Origin of the sequence: Bradyrhizobium cosmicum (genome assembly GCF_032290525.1) — a bacterium.
In the GTDB taxonomy this organism is placed as follows: domain Bacteria; phylum Pseudomonadota; class Alphaproteobacteria; order Rhizobiales; family Xanthobacteraceae; genus Bradyrhizobium; species Bradyrhizobium cosmicum_A.
Map to the genome: position 1 here is coordinate 175,474 of NZ_JASXTA010000016.1, position 21,546 is coordinate 197,019.

The window sequence follows — 21,546 nt, forward strand, 5'->3', positions numbered from 1 at the left end:
TGGAGCGAGCTTGAAAAGCATACTTAGGTTTGTACCTTTCCCCCCCGGCGTGAGATTCCGAGCGCCTCCACCATTCTGACGAGATCGGCCAACGACTTGGCACCCATTTTCCGCATGATCTGCCCACGATAAATCTTGACGGTAATCTCGGCCAATCCAAGCTCGGCAGCGACTTGCTTGTTCATCAGGCCGGACGCGACCAAAGTGAGGATGTCACGCTGGCGCGCGCTCAAACCCTCGAAGCGGGACCGCACTCCCGCGACCGACTCCTCGGCATTGCGCCGCTTGCGATCCCGTTCGATCGCGGCCTGAACCGCATCCAGCATGTCCTGGTCGCGCACCGGCTTGGTCAGAAAATCGATGGCGCCGCTCTTCATGGCCCTGACGGTCATCGGAATATCGCCATGACCGGTGATGAAGATAATGGGCGTGTGGATGTTCGCCTTCGCGAGGTCCGACTGAAGGTCAAAGCCGCTCGAGCCCGGCAGGCGGATGTCGAGCACAAGGCAGCTGGGGACCGCCGGTGGCTTGGCTTCCATGATCTCCGCCGCGGAGCCGAAAGCCTCGACCCTGAGGCCGACGGATTGAAAGAGGTTGGTGAGCGCACGGCGCATCGATGGATCGTCATCGACGATCAAGACGATCGGATCGTCGACGCTTGTCTGCGCCGTTGCCGCCTTGGGAAGATCGATCACGACGTGTCCTCAATCGGCAAGGGCAGGGCAATCTGGAATGTCGCACCGCTCCCGTCATTGGGAATGGCCGAGAGCCGGCCTGCGTGAGCCTCGATGATCGATCGGCAGATCGACAGTCCCATCCCGAGGCCGCTCGCTTTTGTCGTGAAGAAAGGTGTGAAGATGCGCTCCGTCGCGCCGTTGCCGAGACCGACACCGCGATCTGTCACGGTCACGAGCAGGCGGCCTTCGCCGTGCTCGCTCACTTGGCTGGAGCGGATCGCAAGCTCGCGCGGGCGTTCCACGTTGGCGTGCATGGCTTCGATCCCGTTCATGGCCAGGTTGATCAACACCTGCTGCAGCTGGATCCGGTCGCCGCAAACCTTGGGCAGAGCGGACGCCAGCTCCATTCGCACCGACACAGCATGGGTGGCAAGCTCGCGCCGAACGAGCGCCACCGTCTCCCTGACGAGCTGGTTCATGTCGACCGGAGCCATCTCGATCTCGGTCTTCTTCGCAAGCGCTCTGATCCGCCGGATCACCTCGCTGGCGCGATTGGCGTCCTCGACGATCCATTCCACGGAACGGCGCGCGGCATTCAGTTCGGCCGGTTCTCGGTCGAGCCATCCGATGCAGGCATCCGCATTGGAGATCACGGCGGCTAAGGGCTGATTGATCTCGTGCGCAATCGAGGCCGTGAGTTCGCCGAGCATCGTGACGCGCGTGACGTGAGCAAGCTCGGCTTGCGCCTTGCGCAGTGCTTCTTCGGCCTGCTCGGCGCGAATCGCCGCCGTCACGTCGCTGCTGACGCCGCGATAGCCGAGAAAACTGCCGTTCGCATCGTGCAGGGGCTTGCCGCTGGTGCGCACGTAGACTGGAGATCCGTTGTGATCCTTGCTCCGGTAGACCAGGTCGCGAAACGGCAGGTGAGCGTCGAGCGTCGCGCGATGCCGCTCCCATTTCTCGGGCTCGAGCTCGGCGTCGGGCGGAATGTCCCAACGGGCAAGGCCGATCACGCCCGTGGGCACGGCACTGGCCGTATCGACATGTTCCGAGATCCGTGTGATGCGGTGGTCCGGCCCGGTCTCCCAAAACCAGTCCGATGCGGTTTCGGCATAGTCGCGGAATCGCTGCTCGGACTGCTTGAGCTCTTCAAAGGCCTTCTGCAGCGCTTGTTTTGCGGCAAACTGTTCGGTGACGTCGACGTGGGTGCCGATGATTTCCGTCACATCGCCGTCCCCGCCGATGACGGGATGTCCCTCCGTATGGACGTGTCTTACCGAACCGTCCGGACGCACAATCCGAAAATCAACTTCGAAAGGCTGCTTTTGCTGGATTGCCTGACGTTCTACATCGACAATCCCGCCAAAGTCTTCGGCGAGGATCCGCTTTTGGAAAGCCTGTGCCGATAGATCGATCTGGTCCGGTTCGAATCCAAACAGGCGGTAGAGTTCAGCCGATCGGTAAGCGAATTCCTGACGACGCACGTCCCAGGCCCAGCTGCTGGTATGGCTGAGGCGCTGGGCTTCGGTCAAATAGGCCTCGCTGCGACGCAACCTCTGCTCCGCTTCCTTTGCAGCCGTGACGTCAGTGACGGCTCCGACAAACTCGATGTGTCCGGATCCATGTCTCACCGCGCGTGCCACGGAATGGAGATATTTGATCGATCCATCGGGCATCAGCAGGCGATATTCATGGTCGAAATCCTCCACCTCGCGGAAGGCTCGATCGAGGGTCTTGCTGACGGCATTGCGATCTTCCGGATGGATGCGCTGGAAAGCGAAATCCAGGGTGGGCTTTACCTCCGGGTCACATTGGAAGATGCGAAAGGTCTCTCTGGACCAGACGGCCTCGCGGGTTGCCAGACTCAAGCCGAAGCTGCCAGTGCGGCTCAATTCCTGAGCTTGGGCAAGGTAGGCCTCACTTTGCCGCAGCGCATCCTCCGCCTCCTTGCGCTGGGTGATGTCTTCGCAAGCGACCAGCACGACCGGCGTGCCGTCGCCGCGCAGCATGGCCTTGGCGTTTTCACGGACCCAGAGAACCGAGCCGTCCTTCCGGATCTTGCGAATCTCCCAGGTGTGCGACTGGTCCACGGTTTCCAGGCACAACCCGACACAGTGACGGACGAAATCGCGGTCCTCTTCGAAGAAGACGTTCAGGACGGATTGGCCGGTCAGCTCGGCCGCCGTGTAGCCCAGTTGCGCGGCGCCAAATGTATTCACGTTGAGCACAGTTCCAGCCGGATCGACCATGAAGTACATGACCGGATTGTGCTCGAACACCTGTCGCCATTGCTTCACGGCGTCGCGCAGGTCGGCATTGTCCTGCCGCCAACCTTCTCCAGCCGCGGGCTCGTCTTTCGCCGCGTTGCCGAGAGATCGAAGCGCCGCAAGGCCGCCGAGCAGGAATTGCGCGGCCGAATTCCCTAGTTTTGCGATCTGGCCAGGCATCATCGCAGGCGTCCCGGCCCGCTTGGGGGCAGGGCGAGTAGAGCACTTTGCGACAGCAGGGGCAATTCCCTCCGACCACAGCAGGATTCCGCGTCGAAAATTCGCGGGCTCCGTGCAGTTTGCCGGTCTTGCGCCGTCTCGTTGCGCGCGGGCGAACCTCCGGAAAACTACCGGACAAACCTTTGTATAGGTCGCGCAACCCTAGTCATACGCTGCATTTACCTCCGTACAATTGAGCGGCCCCTCGCATGGGGACTAGTCTCACCGGCAATCCAGTGGAGTCGATCGCGAAGCACGAAGCGTCGAGTAGCTCGCCATCGTGCGGCCAAGAGGCCAGCTTCGCCTCCGCCGGCGCCCTGACTTGCCGATGATCCGGCCGGTCACGAGTGAGAAGCCGCATTCCGTTGACGAACGTGATGACCGTGCATCAGCGCCCGTGGGGAGCCTGGACCGTCAGAGGCACCCATCAGAGGCCAGGAGGAGAGGACCATGTGCGATAAGCCCGAACACTCCGAGCGCCCTTCCACCGTAAAAAGCTGCGCCGTCTGCAGCGGGAAGTTTGGCCTGATCCGGTATTATTCCTGGCGAGCGCCGCTCTGCTCCCGGAAATGTCTCGATCGCTTCAGGGCGCGGCGCGAACGCGACCGCCGATGGCTGTTTCGGATCCAGGCGGCGTAAGGACCAGCCACCGGATCTGTCGCGTTCGGCAATTCTGAATCGGGAGGCCGCGTGTTGAACGGTTGCTGCAAGCTCCTCTTGGCCATCACGCTGCCGCTTGCGTTGATGGCGGGAGCGGAAGCCGACGAGGTTGGACAGGATGGCGGACATCATCGTCATCCGCCTCGGGATCTGCTTCTGCACGAGGAGTTCTATTCCAGCTGGCACATGCCGGACAATCCGGTGCTGAGCTGCTGCAACAACGCCGACTGCTACCCGACCGAGATACGGCGCGTCGACGGCAGCATCTACGCGCGGCGCCGGGAAGACGGGAAATACATCCTCATTCCGCCCCAGAAGGTCGAGCGAAACAGGGACAATCCCGACGGCCGCAACCATCTTTGCGCGCCGCCGCCGTCCGCCTCTCTCCTCGACACGGTCTATTGCTTCGCGCTCGGAGGTGCCACGTGAGGTTCATATTGGTGAACGGCAGGACCCCTTTCCGCAAAACGTTCTGCCTCTGGTGCTGCGAGGAGATCAGCGGCGGCTATCTGCGCGATGCGAAGACGCTGCTGCCCTACTGCGGCTACGAGTGTTACGCGCTTCATGGCGAAGCTGCGCCGCTGATCGAGGGGCGCACACGAGAGGCGTCTTGAGCGGACAGGCGAGCGAAACCGCCGGTGGATTTGCCGTCCGCGCGGGAGGACATGACGATGAGATTCATGCTTGTCAATCAGCAAGGGCCGCGCCACGACGGTACCTGCAGCGCGTGCGCCCAGCCGCTGGGCTCGAGTTACGTCCGCCATGTGCCCACGGAGCGGCGGTACTGCGACTATGATTGCTACCGTCGATATCAGCAGACGAGCGTGGAAATGCTCTGGCCCTACCGCAGCTCGCTCGAGGCGATCACGGTTTTGACGGCCATTTCGGGCTGGATCTGGATGATGCAGATGGGGGCCCTCTCGCACTCCCTGACGGAAGCATTTCTGCGCGCGCACGACCCCTCCGACCACGGAAGGAGGTGACGGCTCGCCGAATGATGCGGACCCCCGCAGAGAAGTCGGCCGCGGTCACTGCATCCAGCTTCGCGCCGCGTCCAGCCCCGGCGTTGCGAAGCTAGGGTGCGGAGGCTGCGGCCGATGCCGCCGTCGGCGCCGCGCTCACTTCCTGCGTCGTAACGCGCTGCTCGGATTTCGCCGCGACGATGCTGCTGGCCTCGAACCTTGCGCGGTACACCAGCACGTTCTCGATCACGCGCTGGACGTAGTTGCGCGTCTCCGACAGCGGGATGCGCTCGACCCAATCGACCGGATCGACCTTGGGATCCCTGGGGTCGCCGCGCGCCTGCACCCATTCGCGCACCCGGCCGCGGCCGGCATTGTAGCCGGCAAACGTCATGATCTGGTTGCCGCGATATTCCGACAGCAGCGCGCTGAGCTCGGCCGCGCCCATCTGCGTGTTGTAGACGGGATCGGAGACCATCCTGTCCCAGTCGTAGGTCAGGCCGAAACGTTTGGCGGTGTCGCGGCCTGCTTCCGGCGTGACCTGCATCAGGCCGACCGCGTTCGCAGGCGACTTGTCGCGTTGGTCGAACGAGCTTTCGGTCCGCGCCACCGAATAGATCATGCTGGTTTCGATCGCCGGCGCGACCTGTTTGTGCTCGGGGATGCCGATGATCGGGAACGCGTAATGATCAAGGGCGAGCCCGCGCGCGAGCGCCGACTTGCCGATCTCCAGCATCACGCGCGCATCGTTGCGGCGGCCGGCGAGCTCGCCGAGCGCTTCGAGCGCGGCGACGTCGGTGCTCTCTCTGGCAAAATCCTCGGCGTAATAAAACACCATGTCGCGCTCGCCGATACCGTAGAGCATGTCGGCGGCGCGCACGCGCTCGTCCGCCGGCGGTGTATCCGCCGCTGCCAGCACGGGCGAGGGCGGGCGCAGCTCGATCCGGTCGAGGCCGAGCTTAGCGCGGGCGAGCTGGCCGTAATAGGCGGTCGGGTAGCGCGCGGCGGCCTTGTAGCTCATGCGCGCGTCGGCCGTTGCGCCCATCGCTTCGGCCGCGCGGCCGCGCCAGTAATGCGCGCGCGACAATGCGATCGGGTTGGCCGAACCTTCGTCGATCGCGGCGAAGTGCGTCAATGCGGTCTTGGGATCGTCGAGAAAGCGCAGGGCGATCCAGCCGCACATGAAATGATAGTCGACGCGGTAGACTTCCTTGTCCGGCACCGCCGCGCTTCGCACCACGTCGTAGGCGGTCTTGAACCTGCCCTGGTCGAGCAGTTTTCGCGCCAGCAGGCGGCGCTCGCGCCACCAGGCGTCGGTGTCCTGGGCCGCCATCGTATCGGGTGCGGCGGCGAGGATCACCTCAGCGGCGTCGTCGATGCGGTCGTTCTGGAGATGCCACTGCGCGCGGCACAGGACATAGCCGAGGTCGCGGCGCGCTTCGGTCGAGACGTCCTCGAGATAGTCCTTGGCCTTGCTGGCCTTGCCGGTGACCGCCGAGCAGGCCTTGACGATCGCGAGCGCATCCTCGCCGAGCCGCTTTGCGGCGCGCCGTGCGCCGGCGTAATCCTTGGCGCCGAGGCGCTTGTCCATGCGCGCGCGATGATCGTCGGGGTTAAGGAGATCGCGGAACGCCTCGTAGGAATCCTCCTCGCTGCGCTCGGACAATTCCTCCGCGCGCCAGGCCTCGCGCACCAGGCGCGCAGCCCTGTCGCTGTCGCCTTCCGCGAGCAGCACGCGGGCGAGTGCAAACTTGCCCTTGGCGCTGGTCGGCCGGTCCATGGTGAATTTGTGCGCGGTGGCGGCGTCGCTCTTCTCCTGCCACAGCCGCGCCTCGGCGCGACGGCGGAGCAGGGCGCTGCTTGGCCAGTCCGGATTGGCGGCGAGGAAGGCGGCGTACCGCTTGAAATTCGCGGTGCTCTCGGAATGGCGCAGCATGAACCAGTCGGCGAGCTTCTGTCCGGCGGGGTCGGTGATGCGGTCGCGCGCCGCGCTCGCGTCATCGGTCTTGCCCTTGCGGGCGAGATCGATCGCGTCCTTCAACGCGGCGAGGTCGCCGGTGAGCGGCGGCGCCCCCGGCCTGGTCGGGGCCTCGTCGTTCTTCTTCGACTTGCGCCTCGCCTCGGCATGCTTGCCATGACGCGACTTTGCAGCAGACTTGGCAGGAGCATGGCGCTGCTTGCCGGCTTTCGCCTCATGCGTCTTCTTCGATGCTGAGGATTTGTGACTGCTCTTCGCTGCCAGCTCGGCAGGGAGAAGGGCCATCGCGGCCACGGCAACGACACACGCGAGCGAGCGTAGGCACCGGTTCATTCGATGGTCCCCCCTGCGAAACCACTACAAACCAAGGTCCGCGACGACATGCGGTTCGAGAATCAAAGACGACACCAAAACGATGCCATGACATCGTCTCGCATTCTTCACGCTGGTTCAACAATGCGGCAAAATACGGATTGGAACTGGGGAACTTCCGAAACGGCGGAAACGACAGCGTCCTTAACCTTTGTTAACGAGTGGGCTCGCGCAGCGGTTGTGGGCTTTGGGCGCCATATTGCGCGTGTTCCGGTGCTCCGATCCGGTATATTGAGGTTCCAATCCGTCCTTTCAGCCTTTGCCCCGCACCCCATGCCGCTTTTCAACCAGTCGATCCGGCGCAAGATTGTCGGCATTGCCCTCGGATTGATCGTCCTGATGCTGGCTACCTCGATCCTGTCGATGGTGATGTCGAGCCAGGTCGGCGTTCTCCTGGACGAGCTGACCAACCGTTACATCCCGGCCTACGGGCATCTGGCGCGCGCCAACATTCGCTCGTTGGAGCGGGCTCTGGCGTTGCGGCGCATGGTCATGACGAAGATGCAATCGCCGTCGGACGAAGAGGCTTATGCCGCGCGCCTTCGCGAGTTCGAGGAAACCGACCGCAGAATCGAGGAGGAGGCCGAGGGCGCGCGCAAGCTCATCAACGCGATCATCGACGATCCCCGCACGTCATCGGACAATGCTGCTCTGGCGCGGATCGAGATCCGTATCGAGACCGCCGTGACCGAGCTGCGCCGCGATCTGGACGAGGACCACGGAAAGCTCCTTAAGCAGGTCGATGCCAGGCAGATGGCGGAGGCCCGCGGCACGCTGGAGCACATCGACACCCTGCGCGACCAGTTCAATCTGAAGATCGATGCGATCCGTGCCGACATGCTCAAGCAGGTCTTCGCCGCTACGTCGCAGGTGATCGGTCGGCAGTATCAGGCGATCATCGTGTCGGGTATCGTGACCCTGCTCGCAGCGATCGTCGGATTTGCCTTTGCTTTGCTGGTATCCAGCGGCATCACGCGCCCGGTGCGGCTGTTGCTTGCCGGCACCCGCGAGGTCGAGGCCGGCCGGTTCGACAAGACCGTCACCATTTCCAGTCGGGACGAGATCGGCGAGCTCGCCGCCGCCTTCAATCGCATGACCGAGCAGTTGCGCCACAACGAGCGTATCCGCGAGACGTTTGGCCGCTACATCGATCCCAAGGTGGTGCAGGGCCTGATCGACCGGCCTGAGGTCGCGATCGACGGCCAGCGCCGGGTGATGACCATCATGTTCTGCGACATGAGCGGCTTCACCTCGATGAGCGAGGGCATGACCCCGCGCGGCCTCGTCAAGGTGATGAACCACTATTTCACGGTGATGTCCGCGCCAATCAGGACCAACCGCGGCATCATCGACAAATACATCGGCGACGCCATCATGGCCTATTGGGGCCCGCCCTTCGTCGAGGAGGACGAGCCGGCGCTGCTCGCCTGCCTTGCCGCGATCGACATGGCCGACCAGGTGCCGGCGCTCCAGAAGCAGCTGCCGGACCTGCTCGGCATCCGCGCAATGCCGGCACTGTGCGATTTGCGGATCGGCATCGCGACGGGCGAGGTCCTCACCGGCAGCATCGGCTCCGAGCTGATGATGAGCTTCACCGTGATGGGCGATGCCGTGAACCTCGCTTCGCGGCTGGAGGCCGTCAACAAGGCGTACGGCACCCGCATCCTGATCTCGCAGGCGACGGCGGATGCGATCGGCTCGTACCTCGAGCTGCGCGAAATCGATCGCCTGACGGTCGCCGGCCAGAGCATTGCGCAGCCCGTTTTCGAAGTCATGAGCAAGGCGCACGGGCTCAGCGTTCCGCAGGAGAGTTTGCGCACCCACTACGCCGAAGGTCTCGCCGCCTATCGCGCCCGCCGCTTTGGCGAGGCCCGCGCCGCCTTCAACGCGGCGCTCGAAGCCGTCCCCGGCGACGGTCCCTCGCGTACGCTGCTGGCCCGCATCGCGCAGTTCGAGACCAGTCCGCCGGAGCAGGGCTGGGACGGCGCCTGGCGGCTCGAGCAGAAATAGCGGGCCGCGCGGGAAATTTGGTTCTACTCGATAACGATGTTCGCCGTGACCTTTTTCCTGGGCTTAGGTTTGTCGTCCGTGAGGCGTTTGATGGGGATACGCCGATGACAGACCTTGAGAACAGGCTCGAACGGTTCGAGACGCTCACCGCCGAATGCGAGCTGATCGCCAAGCTCGCCACCGACAATACCAGACGCGAGTTTTATCTGAAGCTTTCGGACCAGTACCGCCAGCTCGCGGTGGATATGCGGCAGGCGATCGCGGCCAGAGCTGCAGCCTGAGGCCGCAATCCGTTCTTAACATTTGGCACGCATGCTCAATGCGGTCGCGGGATGCTTGCTGCGATTCTCCGCTGCGGAAACGCCGGGTCTCGTTGCGGTGCACGCGCCATGCGAATATTGTTTGTCGTACCTGACAGGGCGGTCCCATGCGCGTCCTTGCGGTCCTCATCGTTGCGTTCATGACCGCGGCCTGTAGCCAGGAGCAGGACATCACCGGCTCGACTCCCGTCTGCGCGATGCGGAACTACAGCTCTTACAATCCCCGCGACATGAGCCAGTGCGTGGCCGCCTGCAAGGCGTGCGACCACGGCAACACGGTCACTTGTTCCACCTCCTGCAGCCTCAAGGGCGCGCACTGACGACCGCGCGAGGCAGGACGCCACGATTGACCGGAGATCTTCGATATCCCGCAGTGGAGGTCGGGATCGGCAGGGTCGGCCTGCTCCGGAACACCATCGTCGCCGAAGCGTGATGATCGCGGATGCTGGGAACAGCGAGCTGGAAGCCCGCTGGCTCCCGGCGCGGATGGGGCTGGCGGTGCTGAGACACCGGAACGATTCACATGCGTTAGTCATTGAAGGAGCGGGTAGGACGCGGAGTCCGATGGAATGGGTATGCTCGATCCCGGCCGGTTTCTGGTGTCGTGCTCGCACTGCGAGGCGTGGCCGATGGCGGCTAATGTGAAACGTTCGAGCTGGTCGGCGTCCCCGCATGAGGTTCGCTTCGTGTGCCCGCGCTGCCGCCGCGAAGAGACCGCGATCGTCTCCGCCTCCGGCGAACTGACACCGATCCGGCGCCTCGACGTCCCCCCGCGCGACGTCGCCAAGGCCTGGGCTCAGGCGCAGCGTCCGCGTGGGCGGACATAGGCGCGGCGATCGGATTGGGAAACCTGCCCGTTGCCCTGACGCCGGTTGCGGAAGGCGTGGTAGGATGGCCGCCAAGAGATCGCTCAAGAGATCATTTATGGCGCCCTACCTCCCGCCGCACGTCGACCGCTTTCACCTTCACCCGGTCGCGCCGCGCCTTGCGCCGATGTTCTGCCTGGTGCTGCTGACGGTGTCATGCGTGCTCGCAAGCTTCGCGCTCGCCTGCGCGGCGCCGTTTGCGGCGTTTGCCGTCGTTGCGGCCGCGATGCTGCCGCTGCGTCCTGCACTGCTCGTCGTCACCGGCGCGTGGCTGGTCAACCAGACCATCGGTTTCGGCGTGCTGCATTATCCCGTCGACGGCAGCTCCATCGCCTGGGGCTTTGTCATCGGCGCTGCCGCACTCGTCGCGACCGTGACCTCATCGGCCGTGCTCCGTGCGCTGCCGCAGAGCCGCACGCCGTTGGTGCTGACCATCACTCTCGTCTTTGCCTATGCGGCCTACGAGCTCGTGCTGTTCGCCGCGACGCCGATCCTTGGCGGAGAGGGTGCCTTCACCGCAGCCATCGTGACGCGCGTTGGCCTGACCAGCGCCGTCTGGCTCGCTGGCCTCGTCGCCGTCTGTGAAATCGTTCGCCTGATCGCTCCGTTGAGGCGCAAGGGAGCGATATCGGCCTGAGTGCCGGTGCCCTCCGCTTTCCCGTAGCGCTTCGATCCATCCTGGCCACGAGATCTTGCGTTGCCTGACGGGCAAGACACACAAATCGTCGGTCAATCCGCGCCTGCTAAAATATTCTGCTTTACCGAAATTCGGAAATGACGTATGTGTCGCCCATCCCGGCTCGACCTTGAGGGGCGATCGTACGTCGTCACGATACGCGAGCCGGGGTGCGGTGGACGCGGCAGCGTCGGCACGAGAGGTGCGGGCAGGGCGGGTAGTCCCTGTGAGCCCGTGGCCGCGTGCGACGGACGGCGCTGAAAGGTTCGTCTCGTCTGTAAGTTTCCGGCTCCGTCGACAGGGCCGGGAATACTGCGGCGACATGGCGAGCCGTGCGTACGGCAAAACCGTGTGGTCCTGGCCGTCGTTGCTACAGTCAAGCTTTCCGCGAAGGTGCGAGCGAGCCCGACCGGGCAGACTGCATCATCCAATTCGCGGGGCGAGGGAGGCCAGAAGGAATTCGGCTCCCGGGAGAGCACGGCATAAGCCGTCCGACCATCGCGCAGGGAAGGCCGAGTGATTGGCACCACCTGTATGCTGCTGTGCGGTTTTTCTGCGTGTGCTTTTCGCGCAGCGGACCGCGGGTGCGAGGTCAGCACCCGGCCTTCCCTGCGCCCTCTTGGATTTGAGGGTGAAGTGACCAGGCAAAACTCGGGCGAAATGCGCCGCGAGGGCGCGAAGGCCTGTCTCCAACGACACGCTCTGTGTCATCGCCCGGCTTGCCGCCTTCGCCGAGGCGTCGGCGAACAAGTCGTTTCGCGGGAGGCAGCCCCGACTCAGCCGCGCTGCGATCCCGTCGCGCCAGGTTGGGCGCGTCGTGCCCCAAAATCTGAGATTGTGGACTGTCATCTCCATGAGGGTATCTCAGTAAGCCGACCCCGTGTCTTCCACGCCACGATTGTGCCGTCACTGCAACACTCCTCGGCGATTTATCCCTTATTTCCGTCCGTTCGCATCGACGCCGCTTTTTGGCCACACCCGAACATGAATAAAATCGCCCTAAAGTTTGAGGGCTTCGGCAGCCCTTAGGCCGCACCGGGAAATCCCAAGGTCGATTCAAATCTTGGCTCTGATTTTTCGGGTCTGAAAGGGTTGGCCGGGGAAACTGGTTTGCGATGAACGCGAAGACCAACATCAAGCAGAGGCTGCCGAGCCGTCACGTGACGGAAGGCCCTGCGCGCGCGCCGCACCGGTCCTATTTCTACGCCATGGGTCTGACCACCGAGCAGATCCACCAGCCCTTCGTCGGCGTTGCCTCCTGCTGGAACGAGGCGGCTCCCTGCAACATCTCGCTGATGCGCCAGGCGCAGGCGGTGAAGAAGGGCGTGGCGTCGGCCGGCGGCACCCCGCGCGAATTCTGCACCATCACCGTCACCGACGGCATCGCCATGGGCCATGACGGCATGCGCTCCTCGCTGCCGTCGCGCGAATGCATCGCCGACTCGGTCGAGCTGACCGTCCGGGGCCACGCCTATGACGCCCTCGTCGGGCTTGCCGGCTGCGACAAGTCACTGCCGGGCATGATGATGGCGATGGTCCGCCTCAACGTGCCCTCGATTTTCATCTATGGCGGCTCGATCCTGCCCGGCAATTTCCGCGGACAGCAGGTCACCGTGCAGGACATGTTCGAGGCCGTCGGCAAGCACTCGGTCGGCGCCATGTCGGACGAGGACCTCGACGAAATCGAGCGCGTGGCGTGCCCCTCGGCGGGCGCCTGCGGCGCGCAGTTCACCGCCAACACAATGGCGACCGTCTCCGAGGCGATTGGCCTGGCGCTGCCTTACTCGGCGGGTGCCCCGGCACCGTATGAAATCCGCGACGCCTTCTGCATGACCGCGGGCGAGAAGGTGATGGACCTGATCGCCTCCAATCTCCGGCCGCGCGATATCGTCACGCGCAAGGCCTTGGAGAATGCCGCCGCCGTGGTCGCGGCTTCAGGTGGCTCGACCAATGCTGCGCTGCACTTGCCGGCGATCGCGCATGAAGCCGGCATCAAGTTTGACCTGTTCGACGTCGCCGAAATCTTCAAAAAGACACCATATGTCGCGGATTTGAAGCCGGGCGGCCGTTATGTGGCCAAAGACATGTTTGAAGTAGGTGGCATACCGCTTCTGATGAAGACGCTGCTCGACAACGGATTTCTCCACGGTGACTGCATTACCGTCACCGGTCGAACGATCGCCGAAAACCTCAAAAGCGTGAAATGGAATCCGCACCAAGACGTGGTGCACCCGGCAGACAACCCCATCACCGTCACGGGCGGTGTGGTCGGTCTGAAGGGCAATTTGGCGCCAGAAGGTGCGATCGTGAAAGTCGCGGGAATGTCCAACCTCAGGTTTACCGGTCCGGCCAGGTGCTTCGACCGTGAGGAGGACGCTTTCGAGGCGGTCCAGAAGCGCACCTACCGCGAAGGCGAAGTCATCGTGATCCGCTACGAGGGGCCGAAGGGCGGTCCCGGCATGCGGGAAATGCTCCAGACCACCGCCGCGCTGACCGGCCAGGGCATGGGCGGCAAGATCGCGCTCATCACCGACGGCCGCTTCTCCGGCGCCACCCGCGGCTTCTGCATCGGCCATGTCGGGCCGGAAGCCGCCATCGGCGGCCCGATCGGGTTGCTGGAGGACGGCGATATCATCGAGATCGACGCCGTCGCCGGAACCCTTAACGTAAAATTGAGCGATCAGGAGCTTGCCCAGCGCAAGACCAAATGGGGCGCTCGCGCGACTAACCATACGACGGGCGCGCTCTGGAAATATGCTCAGCAGGTTGGACCAGCAGTCGGTGGGGCAGTCACCCATCCCGGCGGCGCGCACGAGAAACAGTGCTATGCGGACATCTAGGCGTGCCATAGTTGCGTTTGTGTTTGGGGCCAGTGCGCTGGCCGCACCGGCGTTCGGCTTCGACGGCTCTCCGGCCAACAAGGATGCGACCATCCCTGTCGTGACCACCTTGCCGGGCGCGGCGGGTACGTTGCGTAGCAAGGTGCCGGCGCCGACCCAGGAAACGTCGCTCAGTGCGCTGCAATATGCCGCCGAGGGCGGTCATCCCGGAGCGCAGTTCAAGCTCGGCCGCATGTATGCCAATGGCGATGGCGTCGCTCAAGATGATGTGCGCGCGTTCGAATATTTCAGCCGGATTGCCAACGCGCATGCCGACGACAGCCCATCGGCGCCGCAGGCGCAGGTCGTGGCCAACGCCTTCGTTGCGCTCGGACGCTATTACCTGAGCGGCATCCCGAACTCGAAGATCAAGGCCGATCCGGACCGGGCGCGGGAGATGTTCTCCTATGCGGCTTCCTATTTCGGCAATGCGGACGCCCAGTACGATCTCGCCCGGCTGTACCTGAAGACGCCGGACGCCTCGCGCGAGGACTTTCGTTATGGCGCGCGCTGGCTCGGCCTTGCGGCCCAGAAGGGCCAGCATGAGGCCCAGGCGCTGCTCGGCCAGATGCTGTTCAACGGCGACCGCGTGCCGCGGCAGGCCGCGCGCGGCCTGATGTGGCTGACGCTGGCGCGTGACAGCGCCGGCGCTGACGAGGCCTGGATCAAGGAAAGCTATAGCCGGGCGTTCGCCAAGGCCTCCGATGATGACCGCGCCATGTGCCTGCAAATGCTGGAGCAGTGGGTGCAGGGCCGCCGGTAATAGGTGAGGTCGTAGGGTCGCCAAAGCGTGCGTGCCCACCAATTCAGCGCACCTTACGCGGCTTCCAGATCCAGATCCGCCCATACCGGCACGTGGTCCGACGGCTTCTCCCAGGCCCGCACGTAGCTGTCGATGCCGACATTGGCGAGCCGGTCGCTGGCCTGCGGCGAGAGCAGCAGATGATCGATCCGCAGGCCGTGGTTCTTCTGCCAGGCACCGGCTTGGTAATCCCAGAAGGTGTAGAGCCCGGGCTCGTCGGTGACGGCACGTAGGGCGTCGGTCAGGCCGAGGCCGAGCAGGGACTGAAAGCTCTCCCGCGTCTCGGCCTTGAACAGGGCGTCCTCGGTCCAGGCGGCGGGGTTGTGGACGTCGCGGGCGTGCGGGATGACATTGAAGTCGCCGGCGAGGATCAGCGGCTCCTCGGTCTTGAGTCGCTCCTTCGAATACTCAAGAAGCCGCGACATCCATTTGAGCTTGTAGGGGTATTTCTCTGTCCCGACCGGGTTGCCATTGGGCAGATAGAGGCAGGCGATGCGCAGCACCCCGCGTTTGAGCGTCACCACGCCCTCGAGGAAACGGGCATGGGCGTCCTCGTCGTCGCCGGCGAGCCCTGACTTGGTCTCGTCGAACCGGAGCTTCGAGAGCAAAGCGACGCCGTTGAATGTCTTCTGCCCGTGCGTGACCACGTTGTAGCCCAGCGCCTCGATCTCCAGCCGTGGGAAGGCCTCGTCGACGCATTTGATCTCCTGGAGGCAGACGATGTCCGGCTGGCACTCCTTCAGCCAGCTCACGAGGAGATCGATCCTCTGCCGGACCGAGTTCACGTTCCAGGTGGCGATTCTGATGGGCATGTCGGCGGCTCCGGGCAGGGGCCATGGTTAGAACAAAATGCAAACGTGGCCGTCAAGGACGCCGCGAAATCTCCCACAAAATTAACCCGGCTTAAGCCGGCCCCGGGCCATTGATACCGAAAAGGTTTTTCGAATGGGATGGCCGGACAAATCGATGATGCAAAGCGAGCCGCGCGACGGCCTGATCGGCGCGTTCCTGTACTGGCTCGGCGGCTTCGCGTTCGAGGACGGCCTGACCGCCGGTCTCAGCGAGCGCGAGCTCCGCCGCATCCGTGCCAAGCAGATCGATGCGGTGAGGCGGGCAATCCCGGTGACGATGGCCGTCACCATGCTCAACGTCGCCATCGTGCTGATCCTGTTCTGGGGCCGGGGCTGGAACGATTTTCTCGCGATCTGGGGCGTGACGCTCGCCGCTGTCGCCCTCGTCGCGTTCCGGTCATGGCAGAGGTCGCACGCGAGCCCGCCGCAGGAAGCTTCGCCGCGTGCCGCGCAGCGGATGCTGCGGCAGGCATTCTTCCTCGCCGCGATCTGGGGCACGTTGCCGCTCGCGCTGTTCAGCCGCATCGAGCCGACCAGCCAGCTCATCCTGGCCTGCCTGATGGTCGGCATGATGTCAGGCGGCGCCTTCACGCTCTCGACCTTCCCGCGCCCCGGCCTCGTCTATCTCGCCACCGTGACCGTTGCCTGCACCGGCGCGCTCTTGCTGTGCGGCACCGGGCCGTATCTCGTGACCGCGGTGTTCCTGCTGCTGCTCGCGTTCTTCATGGCGCGCAACATCGTCTCGCAAGGCAACCTGTTCCTCGGCAATCTCAAGGCCCAGCTCGAGCTCGAACGGCAGACCGAGATCATCTCGCTGCTGCTGAAGGATTTTCAGGACAACGCCAGCGACTGGTTGTGGCAGACCGATGCCGAAGGGCATCTGGTCGATGTGCCCGAACGCTTCGCCGACGTCGCGCAATTGCCGCTTCCGCTCCTGAAGGGATCGCATTTCGCCGACGTGCTCGACATGCTCTGTCCCGAGGACAAGGCGGCCGCTTACAACATCGTCGGACTGATGGGGCACGCCGAACCGCTGCACGAGATGAACCTGAAGGTCGTCGCCGGCGGCGAGGCGCGGCTGTGGTCGCTCACGGCGAAGCCGGCCTATGATCGTGACGGACAGTTCCTCGGCTATCGCGGCTTCGGCCGCGACGTCACGGAGCGCTGGCGCGCCGAGAAGGCCGAGGCCGAGAGTCGCGCCAAGTCCAACTTCCTGGCGGTGATGAGCCACGAGATCCGCACCCCCATGAACGGCGTGCTGGGGCTTGCCAGCATGCTGCTCGAGACAAAGCTCGATCCGGAGCAGCACGAGGCCGTCACCACGATCCGCGAGTCCGGCGACAATCTCCAGCGCATCCTCAACGACATCCTCGACCTCTCCAAGCTCGAGGCCGGACGCTTCGCGTTCGAAGCGATCGATTTTGCGCCGCAGACGCTGGTCGAGACGGTCGCGAACGTCGCGCGGGCAAGCGCCAAGAGCAAGGGGCTGGCGGTCAGGGTCGAGCTCGATCCGAACCTGCCGCCGACGCTGCGCGGCGACGCCGCGCGCATCCGCCAGGTGCTGCTCAACCTTGCTTCCAACGCGGTGAAGTTCACGGACGAAGGCGAGGTGACGATATCTGCCGTCTGCCAGGCGCGCCGCGATCTGCTCGCCACTGTCGAATGGACGGTGACTGACAGCGGCATCGGCATCGCCCCCGAAAAACTCGACCAGCTGTTCAGCGACTTCGCACAAGCCGACGCCTCGATAAGCCGCCGCTTCGGCGGCACCGGGCTTGGGCTGGCGATTTCCCGGCGCATCATCGAGCAGATGGGCGGTACCATCGGCGTCCTCTCGACGCCGGGCGAGGGCTCGACCTTCCGCTTCACGCTGGTGCTGCCCTGGAGCCAGGCGCAGGCCTCCGACCAGGCCGCCGGCCGCGACGAGGCCGACGAGCTCAAGGCCCGGATCGCCGAGCTCGACCGGTCAATGAAGGTGCTGGTCGCCGAGGACGATGCGGTCAACCGCATGGTCGTGAGCAAGATGCTCGGGGCCTTCGACGTCGAGCTGCGCGTCGTCGCCGACGGCGTCCAGGCCGTCGAGGCGACGTCGGAAGGCGACTACGATGTCGTGTTGATGGACGTGCGAATGCCCGACATGGACGGCCTAGCCGCGACCCGCGCGATCCGCGCGCAGGGCGGGCGGTTCGAAGCCCTGCCGATCATCGCGCTCACCGCCAACGCCTTCCCCGAAGACGTCAAGATCTGCCGCGAAGCGGGCATGTCGGACTTCCTGGCGAAACCCCTGCGCAAACCGGCGCTGGCTTCAGCCTTGCTGCGCGCGCTGGACGGTTACGCGATGTCGGAGGATGCCCCGCTTCAGCCGGAACTGATGCCGGTCGAGGTGGAGTGGACGGAAGAAGAGAGGCAGACCCACCGGCGCCTAACCGCGTCAGATCGAGAAGCTGGTTCCGCAACCGCAGGACGCCGTCGCGTTGGGATTGTTGACGCGGAACGAGGCGCCGATCAGATCGTCGACGAAATCGACCTGTGACCCCGCAAGGAACGGCTGCGAGGCGGAATCGACCAGCACCACCGCATTCTCCTGCTCGATCACGAGATCGTCGTCGGTGCGGTCGCGGTCGATATCGAACTTGTACTGGAAGCCGGAGCAGCCGCCGCCTTCGACAGAGATGCGCAACATCGCGCCAGAACCTTCGCCCTTGAGGATCTCCCCAATCCGGCGCGCGGCGCGGTCACTGATGGTCACGTCAGTCGTCATGGCTCGTCTCCGATAGTCCCGCGGTCATACCAAATTCACCTGTCGGGTTCACTTGCCCAATTCACTTGGTATCCCGCGTCCGGCATAGTTAAGTGCAAGGATACGCAGAATCAAATGGATAGGGACTAAATTCGCCGTGTCCGTCGGAATGGCTGCCCCCCACGCGCCCTATGCCTGCGATCCCGATCGTAGTCGCGGCCGGCTGGTTGCCGAGCCGCCGAGCCGGACCCGCAGCCCGTTCCGGCGGGATTGCGACCGGGTGATCCATTCGACCGCGTTCCGCCGCCTGAAGTACAAGACCCAGGTGTTCGTGTTCCATGAGGGTGACCATTATCGCACCCGGCTGACCCACTCGTTGGAGGTGGCGCAGATCGCCCGCGCGCTGGCGCGGCAACTCGGGTTGGACGAGGACCTCACGGAAACCCTCGCGCTCGCCCACGATCTCGGCCATCCGCCGTTCGGGCATGCCGGCGAGCGTGCGCTGGATGCCTGCCTGAAGGATTTCGGCGGCTTCGACCACAACGCCCAGACCTTGCGCGTCGTCGCTTCGCTGGAGCACCGCTACCCCGAGTTCGACGGGCTCAACCTGACCTGGGAGTCGCTGGAGGGCATCGTCAAGCACAACGGCCCGCTGACCGATCGCAGCGGCGCGCCGGTCGGGCGTTATCGCGAGCACGGCATTCCTGTCGGCATCGCCGATTACATCAAGGCCTACGATCTCGAATTGTGGAGTTTCGCCTCGCTCGAGGCGCAGGTCGCCGCGATCGCCGACGACATCGCCTATGACGCTCACGACATCGACGACGGCCTGCGCGCCGGCCTGTTCCATCTCGACGATCTCAAGGTGATGCCGCTCACGGCCGAGATCATCGCCGAGACCTCGGCGCATTATCCCGATCTCGAAGACCTCAGGCGCGGAGCCGAACTGGTGCGCGAGTTGATCTCGCATCTGGTCGGCGCGGTGTTTGCGGAGGCGCAGAAGAACCTTGCCGCCGTGAAGCCGCAATCGGCTCAGGACGTGCGCCAGCAGAGCCGGGCCTTGGTCGCGTTCCCGGCCGAGGTCGCGGAGGAAGAGGCGTCGATCAAGCGCTTCCTGTACCAGCACATGTACCGCCACAAGCGGGTGATGCGGGTGATGGCGGAGGCTGAGCAGATCCTGTTCGACCTGTTCGCGAAATACCTGAGATCGCCAGCCGCGCTGCCGCCGGAATGGCTGGCGGGCGCAGAGGCGGACAATGAGGCCGACCGGGCGCGCCGGATCGGCAATTTCATTGCCGGAATGACCGACCGTTTCGCCCTGACCGAGCATCAGCGGCTCTTTGACTCGACCCCGGATTTGCGTTAGGCGGCGGCCATGCCCGACACATCCTCAGCACCGCATTTGTTCGCCGACGTGCTCGCACGCGTGCACGCCGCCTGCCGCGCGTTCGCGGCGGACGCCAGCTGGCCCGAGGGCATCGATTTCTCGCGCGTGGTGGTCGAGCCGCCGCGCGATCCCTCCCATGGCGACATGGCGACCAACGCCGCCATGGTGCTTGCGAAAGAGGCAAAGGCCAAGCCGCGCGATCTCGCCGAGCAGATCGCCGAGCGGCTGCGCACTGATGCGCTGATCGCCAAGGTCGACGTCGCTGGTCCCGGCTTCATCAATCTGACGCTGAAGCCGGCCGCCTGGGCCGAGGCGTTGCGGACGGTGCTGCGCGAGGGCGCCGATTACGGCCGCCTCCGCGGCGGCTCCAAGGTCAATGTCGAATACGTCTCGGCCAATCCGACCGGGCCGATGCATGTCGGCCATTGCCGCGGTGCCGTGTTCGGCGACGCGCTGGCGAGCCTGCTCGAGTTCGCCGGCCATGACGTCGCCCGCGAATATTACATCAACGACGCCGGCGCCCAGGTCGATGTGCTCGCGCGCTCGGCGTTCCTGAGGTATCGCGAGGCGCTCGGCGAGGACATCGGCGCGATCCCGGAGGGCCTCTATCCCGGCGACTATCTGAAGCCGGTCGGGCAGGCGCTGGCCAAGGAGCACGGCGACAAGCTGCTCGCGATGAGCGAGACCGAATGGCTGCCGACGGTGCGCGCCAAGGCGATCGCGATGATGATGGACGAGATCAAGGACGATCTCGCCGCGCTCAACATCCGCCATGACGTGTTCTTCTCGGAGCGCTCGCTGATCGAGAGCGGCAACAATAAGGTTGCCGAAACCATCGATTTCCTGAAGGCCAAGGGCGACATCTATGAGGGCCGCCTGCCGCCGCCCAAGGGCGCGCCGGGCGAGGATTGGGAAGACCGCGAGCAACTCCTGTTCAGAGCGACCGCTTACGGCGACGACGTCGATCGCCCGCTGATCAAGTCGGATGGTTCCTACACTTATTTCGCCTCCGACATCGCCTACCACAAGAACAAGTTCGACCGTGGTTTTGCGGAGATGATCGACGTCTGGGGCGCCGATCATGGCGGCTACATCAAGCGCATGCAGGCGGCGGTGAAGGCGACGACCTCCGGCAAGGGCGCGCTCGACGTCAAGATCGTCCAGCTCGTGAAGTTGCTGCGCAACGGCGAGCCAGTGAAAATGTCCAAGCGGAGCGGGGACTTCGTCACCTTGCGTGAGGTGGTGGATGAGGTCGGCCAGGATGCCGTCCGCTTCATGATGCTCTACCGCAAGAACGATGCGGTGCTCGACTTCGACCTCGCCAAGGTCATGGAACAGTCGCGCGACAACCCGGTGTTTTACGTCCAGTACGGCCACGCCCGCGGCCACTCGATCTTCCGCAACGCGCGCGCCGAGGTGCTCCCGGAACTACCCGAAGCTGCCGACAAGCGCATCGCCTGGCTCGCTGAGTCGGCGGTGGAGCGGCTCTCCGATCCGGTGGAACTCGACCTTTTGAAGCGTCTCGCAATTTATCCGCGCATGTTGGAAGCGGCCGCCGCGGCCCATGAGCCGCACCGAATTGCCTTCTATCTCTATGATTTAGCCAGCGAATTTCATGCACTTTGGACGAAGGGGCGCGATTTGCCCTATTTACGCTTCATTATCAATAATGATGCAGATCTAACGAAGGCGCGGCTGGCCATGGTCCAGGGCGTTGTCTCTGTCCTGGCATCGGGCCTCGCCATCCTCGGCGTCCATGCTCCGGAAGAGATGCGGTAGTTTGGGGCGAACTACTTAAGGGGATTTTTGGGGGTACCGGCAGAAGCCGGATCGCTTAGACTTGGTTGAAAGCCTTGTGGGTCGAAAGCCGTGCCTTGGTC

General features: G+C 64.3%; 18 protein-coding genes. 13 read left to right on the forward strand and 5 right to left on the reverse strand.

Translation table 11 applies throughout. The annotated features are described in order from the left end of the window. Positions 1 to 23: 23 nt before the first annotated feature. Together QSV46_RS26915 and QSV46_RS26920 are read right to left on the reverse strand one after the other, a co-directional pair. Positions 24 to 695 (reverse strand): response regulator transcription factor, encoded by a 672-nt coding sequence (locus tag QSV46_RS26915; protein WP_314958543.1) that lies wholly within the window; start codon positions 693 to 695, stop codon positions 24 to 26. Continuing rightward, entirely contained in the window at positions 692 to 3,127 is a 2,436-nt protein-coding gene (locus QSV46_RS26920; protein ID WP_314958546.1) for a PAS domain S-box protein, read from the reverse strand. The genes QSV46_RS26915 and QSV46_RS26920 overlap by 4 nt, the downstream gene beginning before the upstream one ends. Positions 3,128 to 3,853: 726 nt before the next feature. Here QSV46_RS26920 and QSV46_RS26925 point away from each other — a divergent pair. Genes QSV46_RS26925 through QSV46_RS26935 form a run of 3 tightly spaced genes read left to right on the forward strand, consistent with a single transcriptional unit; the run spans position 3,854 to position 4,806 of the window. Further along, positions 3,854 to 4,252, forward strand: a complete 399-nt coding sequence (locus QSV46_RS26925) for a hypothetical protein (protein ID WP_314958548.1) — start codon at positions 3,854 to 3,856, stop codon at positions 4,250 to 4,252. Then, positions 4,249 to 4,437, forward strand: a complete 189-nt coding sequence (locus QSV46_RS26930; RefSeq protein ID WP_314958551.1) for a hypothetical protein — start codon at positions 4,249 to 4,251, stop codon at positions 4,435 to 4,437. The genes QSV46_RS26925 and QSV46_RS26930 overlap by 4 nt, the downstream gene beginning before the upstream one ends. Before the next feature lie 57 nt (positions 4,438 to 4,494). Then, on the forward strand, positions 4,495 to 4,806 hold the full coding sequence (locus tag QSV46_RS26935) for a hypothetical protein (protein WP_314958553.1): 312 nt from the start codon (positions 4,495 to 4,497) through the stop codon (positions 4,804 to 4,806). Positions 4,807 to 4,897: 91 nt separating this feature from the next. Here QSV46_RS26935 and QSV46_RS26940 read toward each other — a convergent pair whose 3' ends face one another. Further along, positions 4,898 to 7,096 carry a lytic transglycosylase domain-containing protein gene (locus QSV46_RS26940; protein ID WP_314958556.1) on the reverse strand — a complete coding sequence of 733 codons (2,199 nt, stop codon included), beginning with the start codon at positions 7,094 to 7,096 and terminating at the stop codon, positions 4,898 to 4,900. Positions 7,097 to 7,408: 312 nt separating this feature from the next. Between QSV46_RS26940 and QSV46_RS26945 the strand changes: the two genes are divergently transcribed. The 7 genes from QSV46_RS26945 (at position 7,409) to QSV46_RS26975 (ending at position 14,649) form a co-directional block, all read left to right on the forward strand. Further along, positions 7,409 to 9,145 carry an adenylate/guanylate cyclase domain-containing protein gene (locus QSV46_RS26945; RefSeq protein WP_314958559.1) on the forward strand — a complete coding sequence of 579 codons (1,737 nt, stop codon included), beginning with the start codon at positions 7,409 to 7,411 and terminating at the stop codon, positions 9,143 to 9,145. Positions 9,146 to 9,249: 104 nt separating this feature from the next. Then, complete coding sequence (locus QSV46_RS26950; RefSeq protein ID WP_314958561.1) at positions 9,250 to 9,426, forward strand: hypothetical protein; 177 nt, start codon at positions 9,250 to 9,252, stop codon at positions 9,424 to 9,426. A 146-nt stretch (positions 9,427 to 9,572) separates the two neighbouring features. Next, positions 9,573 to 9,785 carry a hypothetical protein gene (locus QSV46_RS26955; RefSeq protein ID WP_314958562.1) on the forward strand — a complete coding sequence of 71 codons (213 nt, stop codon included), beginning with the start codon at positions 9,573 to 9,575 and terminating at the stop codon, positions 9,783 to 9,785. A gap of 249 nt (positions 9,786 to 10,034) precedes the next feature. Next, positions 10,035 to 10,292, forward strand: coding sequence for a hypothetical protein (locus QSV46_RS26960; protein ID WP_314958566.1), 258 nt, complete (start codon positions 10,035 to 10,037; stop codon positions 10,290 to 10,292). 97 nt (positions 10,293 to 10,389) lie between these two features. Next, positions 10,390 to 10,968: a hypothetical protein gene (locus QSV46_RS26965; protein ID WP_314958569.1), complete on the forward strand. Its 579-nt coding sequence runs from the start codon at positions 10,390 to 10,392 to the stop codon at positions 10,966 to 10,968. A 1,154-nt stretch (positions 10,969 to 12,122) separates the two neighbouring features. Next, complete coding sequence (gene ilvD, locus QSV46_RS26970; RefSeq protein ID WP_314958572.1) at positions 12,123 to 13,847, forward strand: dihydroxy-acid dehydratase; 1,725 nt, start codon at positions 12,123 to 12,125, stop codon at positions 13,845 to 13,847. Beyond that, a complete protein-coding gene (locus QSV46_RS26975; protein WP_314958575.1) occupies positions 13,834 to 14,649 on the forward strand; it encodes a tetratricopeptide repeat protein in 816 nt (271 codons plus the stop codon). Before ilvD ends, QSV46_RS26975 begins: the two co-directional genes overlap by 14 nt. Positions 14,650 to 14,702: 53 nt before the next feature. On the opposite strand, the gene xth is transcribed toward QSV46_RS26975, so the two are convergent. Then, on the reverse strand, positions 14,703 to 15,500 hold the full coding sequence (gene xth, locus QSV46_RS26980; RefSeq protein WP_314958577.1) for an exodeoxyribonuclease III: 798 nt from the start codon (positions 15,498 to 15,500) through the stop codon (positions 14,703 to 14,705). Positions 15,501 to 15,633: 133 nt separating this feature from the next. Here xth and QSV46_RS26985 point away from each other — a divergent pair, with 133 nt between their 5' ends. Beyond that, entirely contained in the window at positions 15,634 to 18,072 is a 2,439-nt protein-coding gene (locus QSV46_RS26985) for an ATP-binding protein (protein WP_314958579.1), read from the forward strand. Here QSV46_RS26985 and erpA read toward each other — a convergent pair. Beyond that, a complete protein-coding gene (gene erpA, locus QSV46_RS26990; RefSeq protein ID WP_014495044.1) occupies positions 17,971 to 18,300 on the reverse strand; it encodes an iron-sulfur cluster insertion protein ErpA in 330 nt (109 codons plus the stop codon). The two genes, QSV46_RS26985 and erpA, sit on opposite strands and share 102 nt — an antisense overlap. 148 nt (positions 18,301 to 18,448) lie before the next feature. Here erpA and QSV46_RS26995 point away from each other — a divergent pair, with 148 nt between their 5' ends. Together QSV46_RS26995 and argS are read left to right on the forward strand one after the other, a co-directional pair. Then, positions 18,449 to 19,645: a deoxyguanosinetriphosphate triphosphohydrolase gene (locus QSV46_RS26995; protein ID WP_314958602.1), complete on the forward strand. Its 1,197-nt coding sequence runs from the start codon at positions 18,449 to 18,451 to the stop codon at positions 19,643 to 19,645. A gap of 9 nt (positions 19,646 to 19,654) precedes the next feature. Continuing rightward, entirely contained in the window at positions 19,655 to 21,445 is a 1,791-nt protein-coding gene (gene argS, locus QSV46_RS27000) for an arginine--tRNA ligase (RefSeq protein ID WP_314958604.1), read from the forward strand. The last annotated feature ends 101 nt before the right edge of the window (positions 21,446 to 21,546 follow it).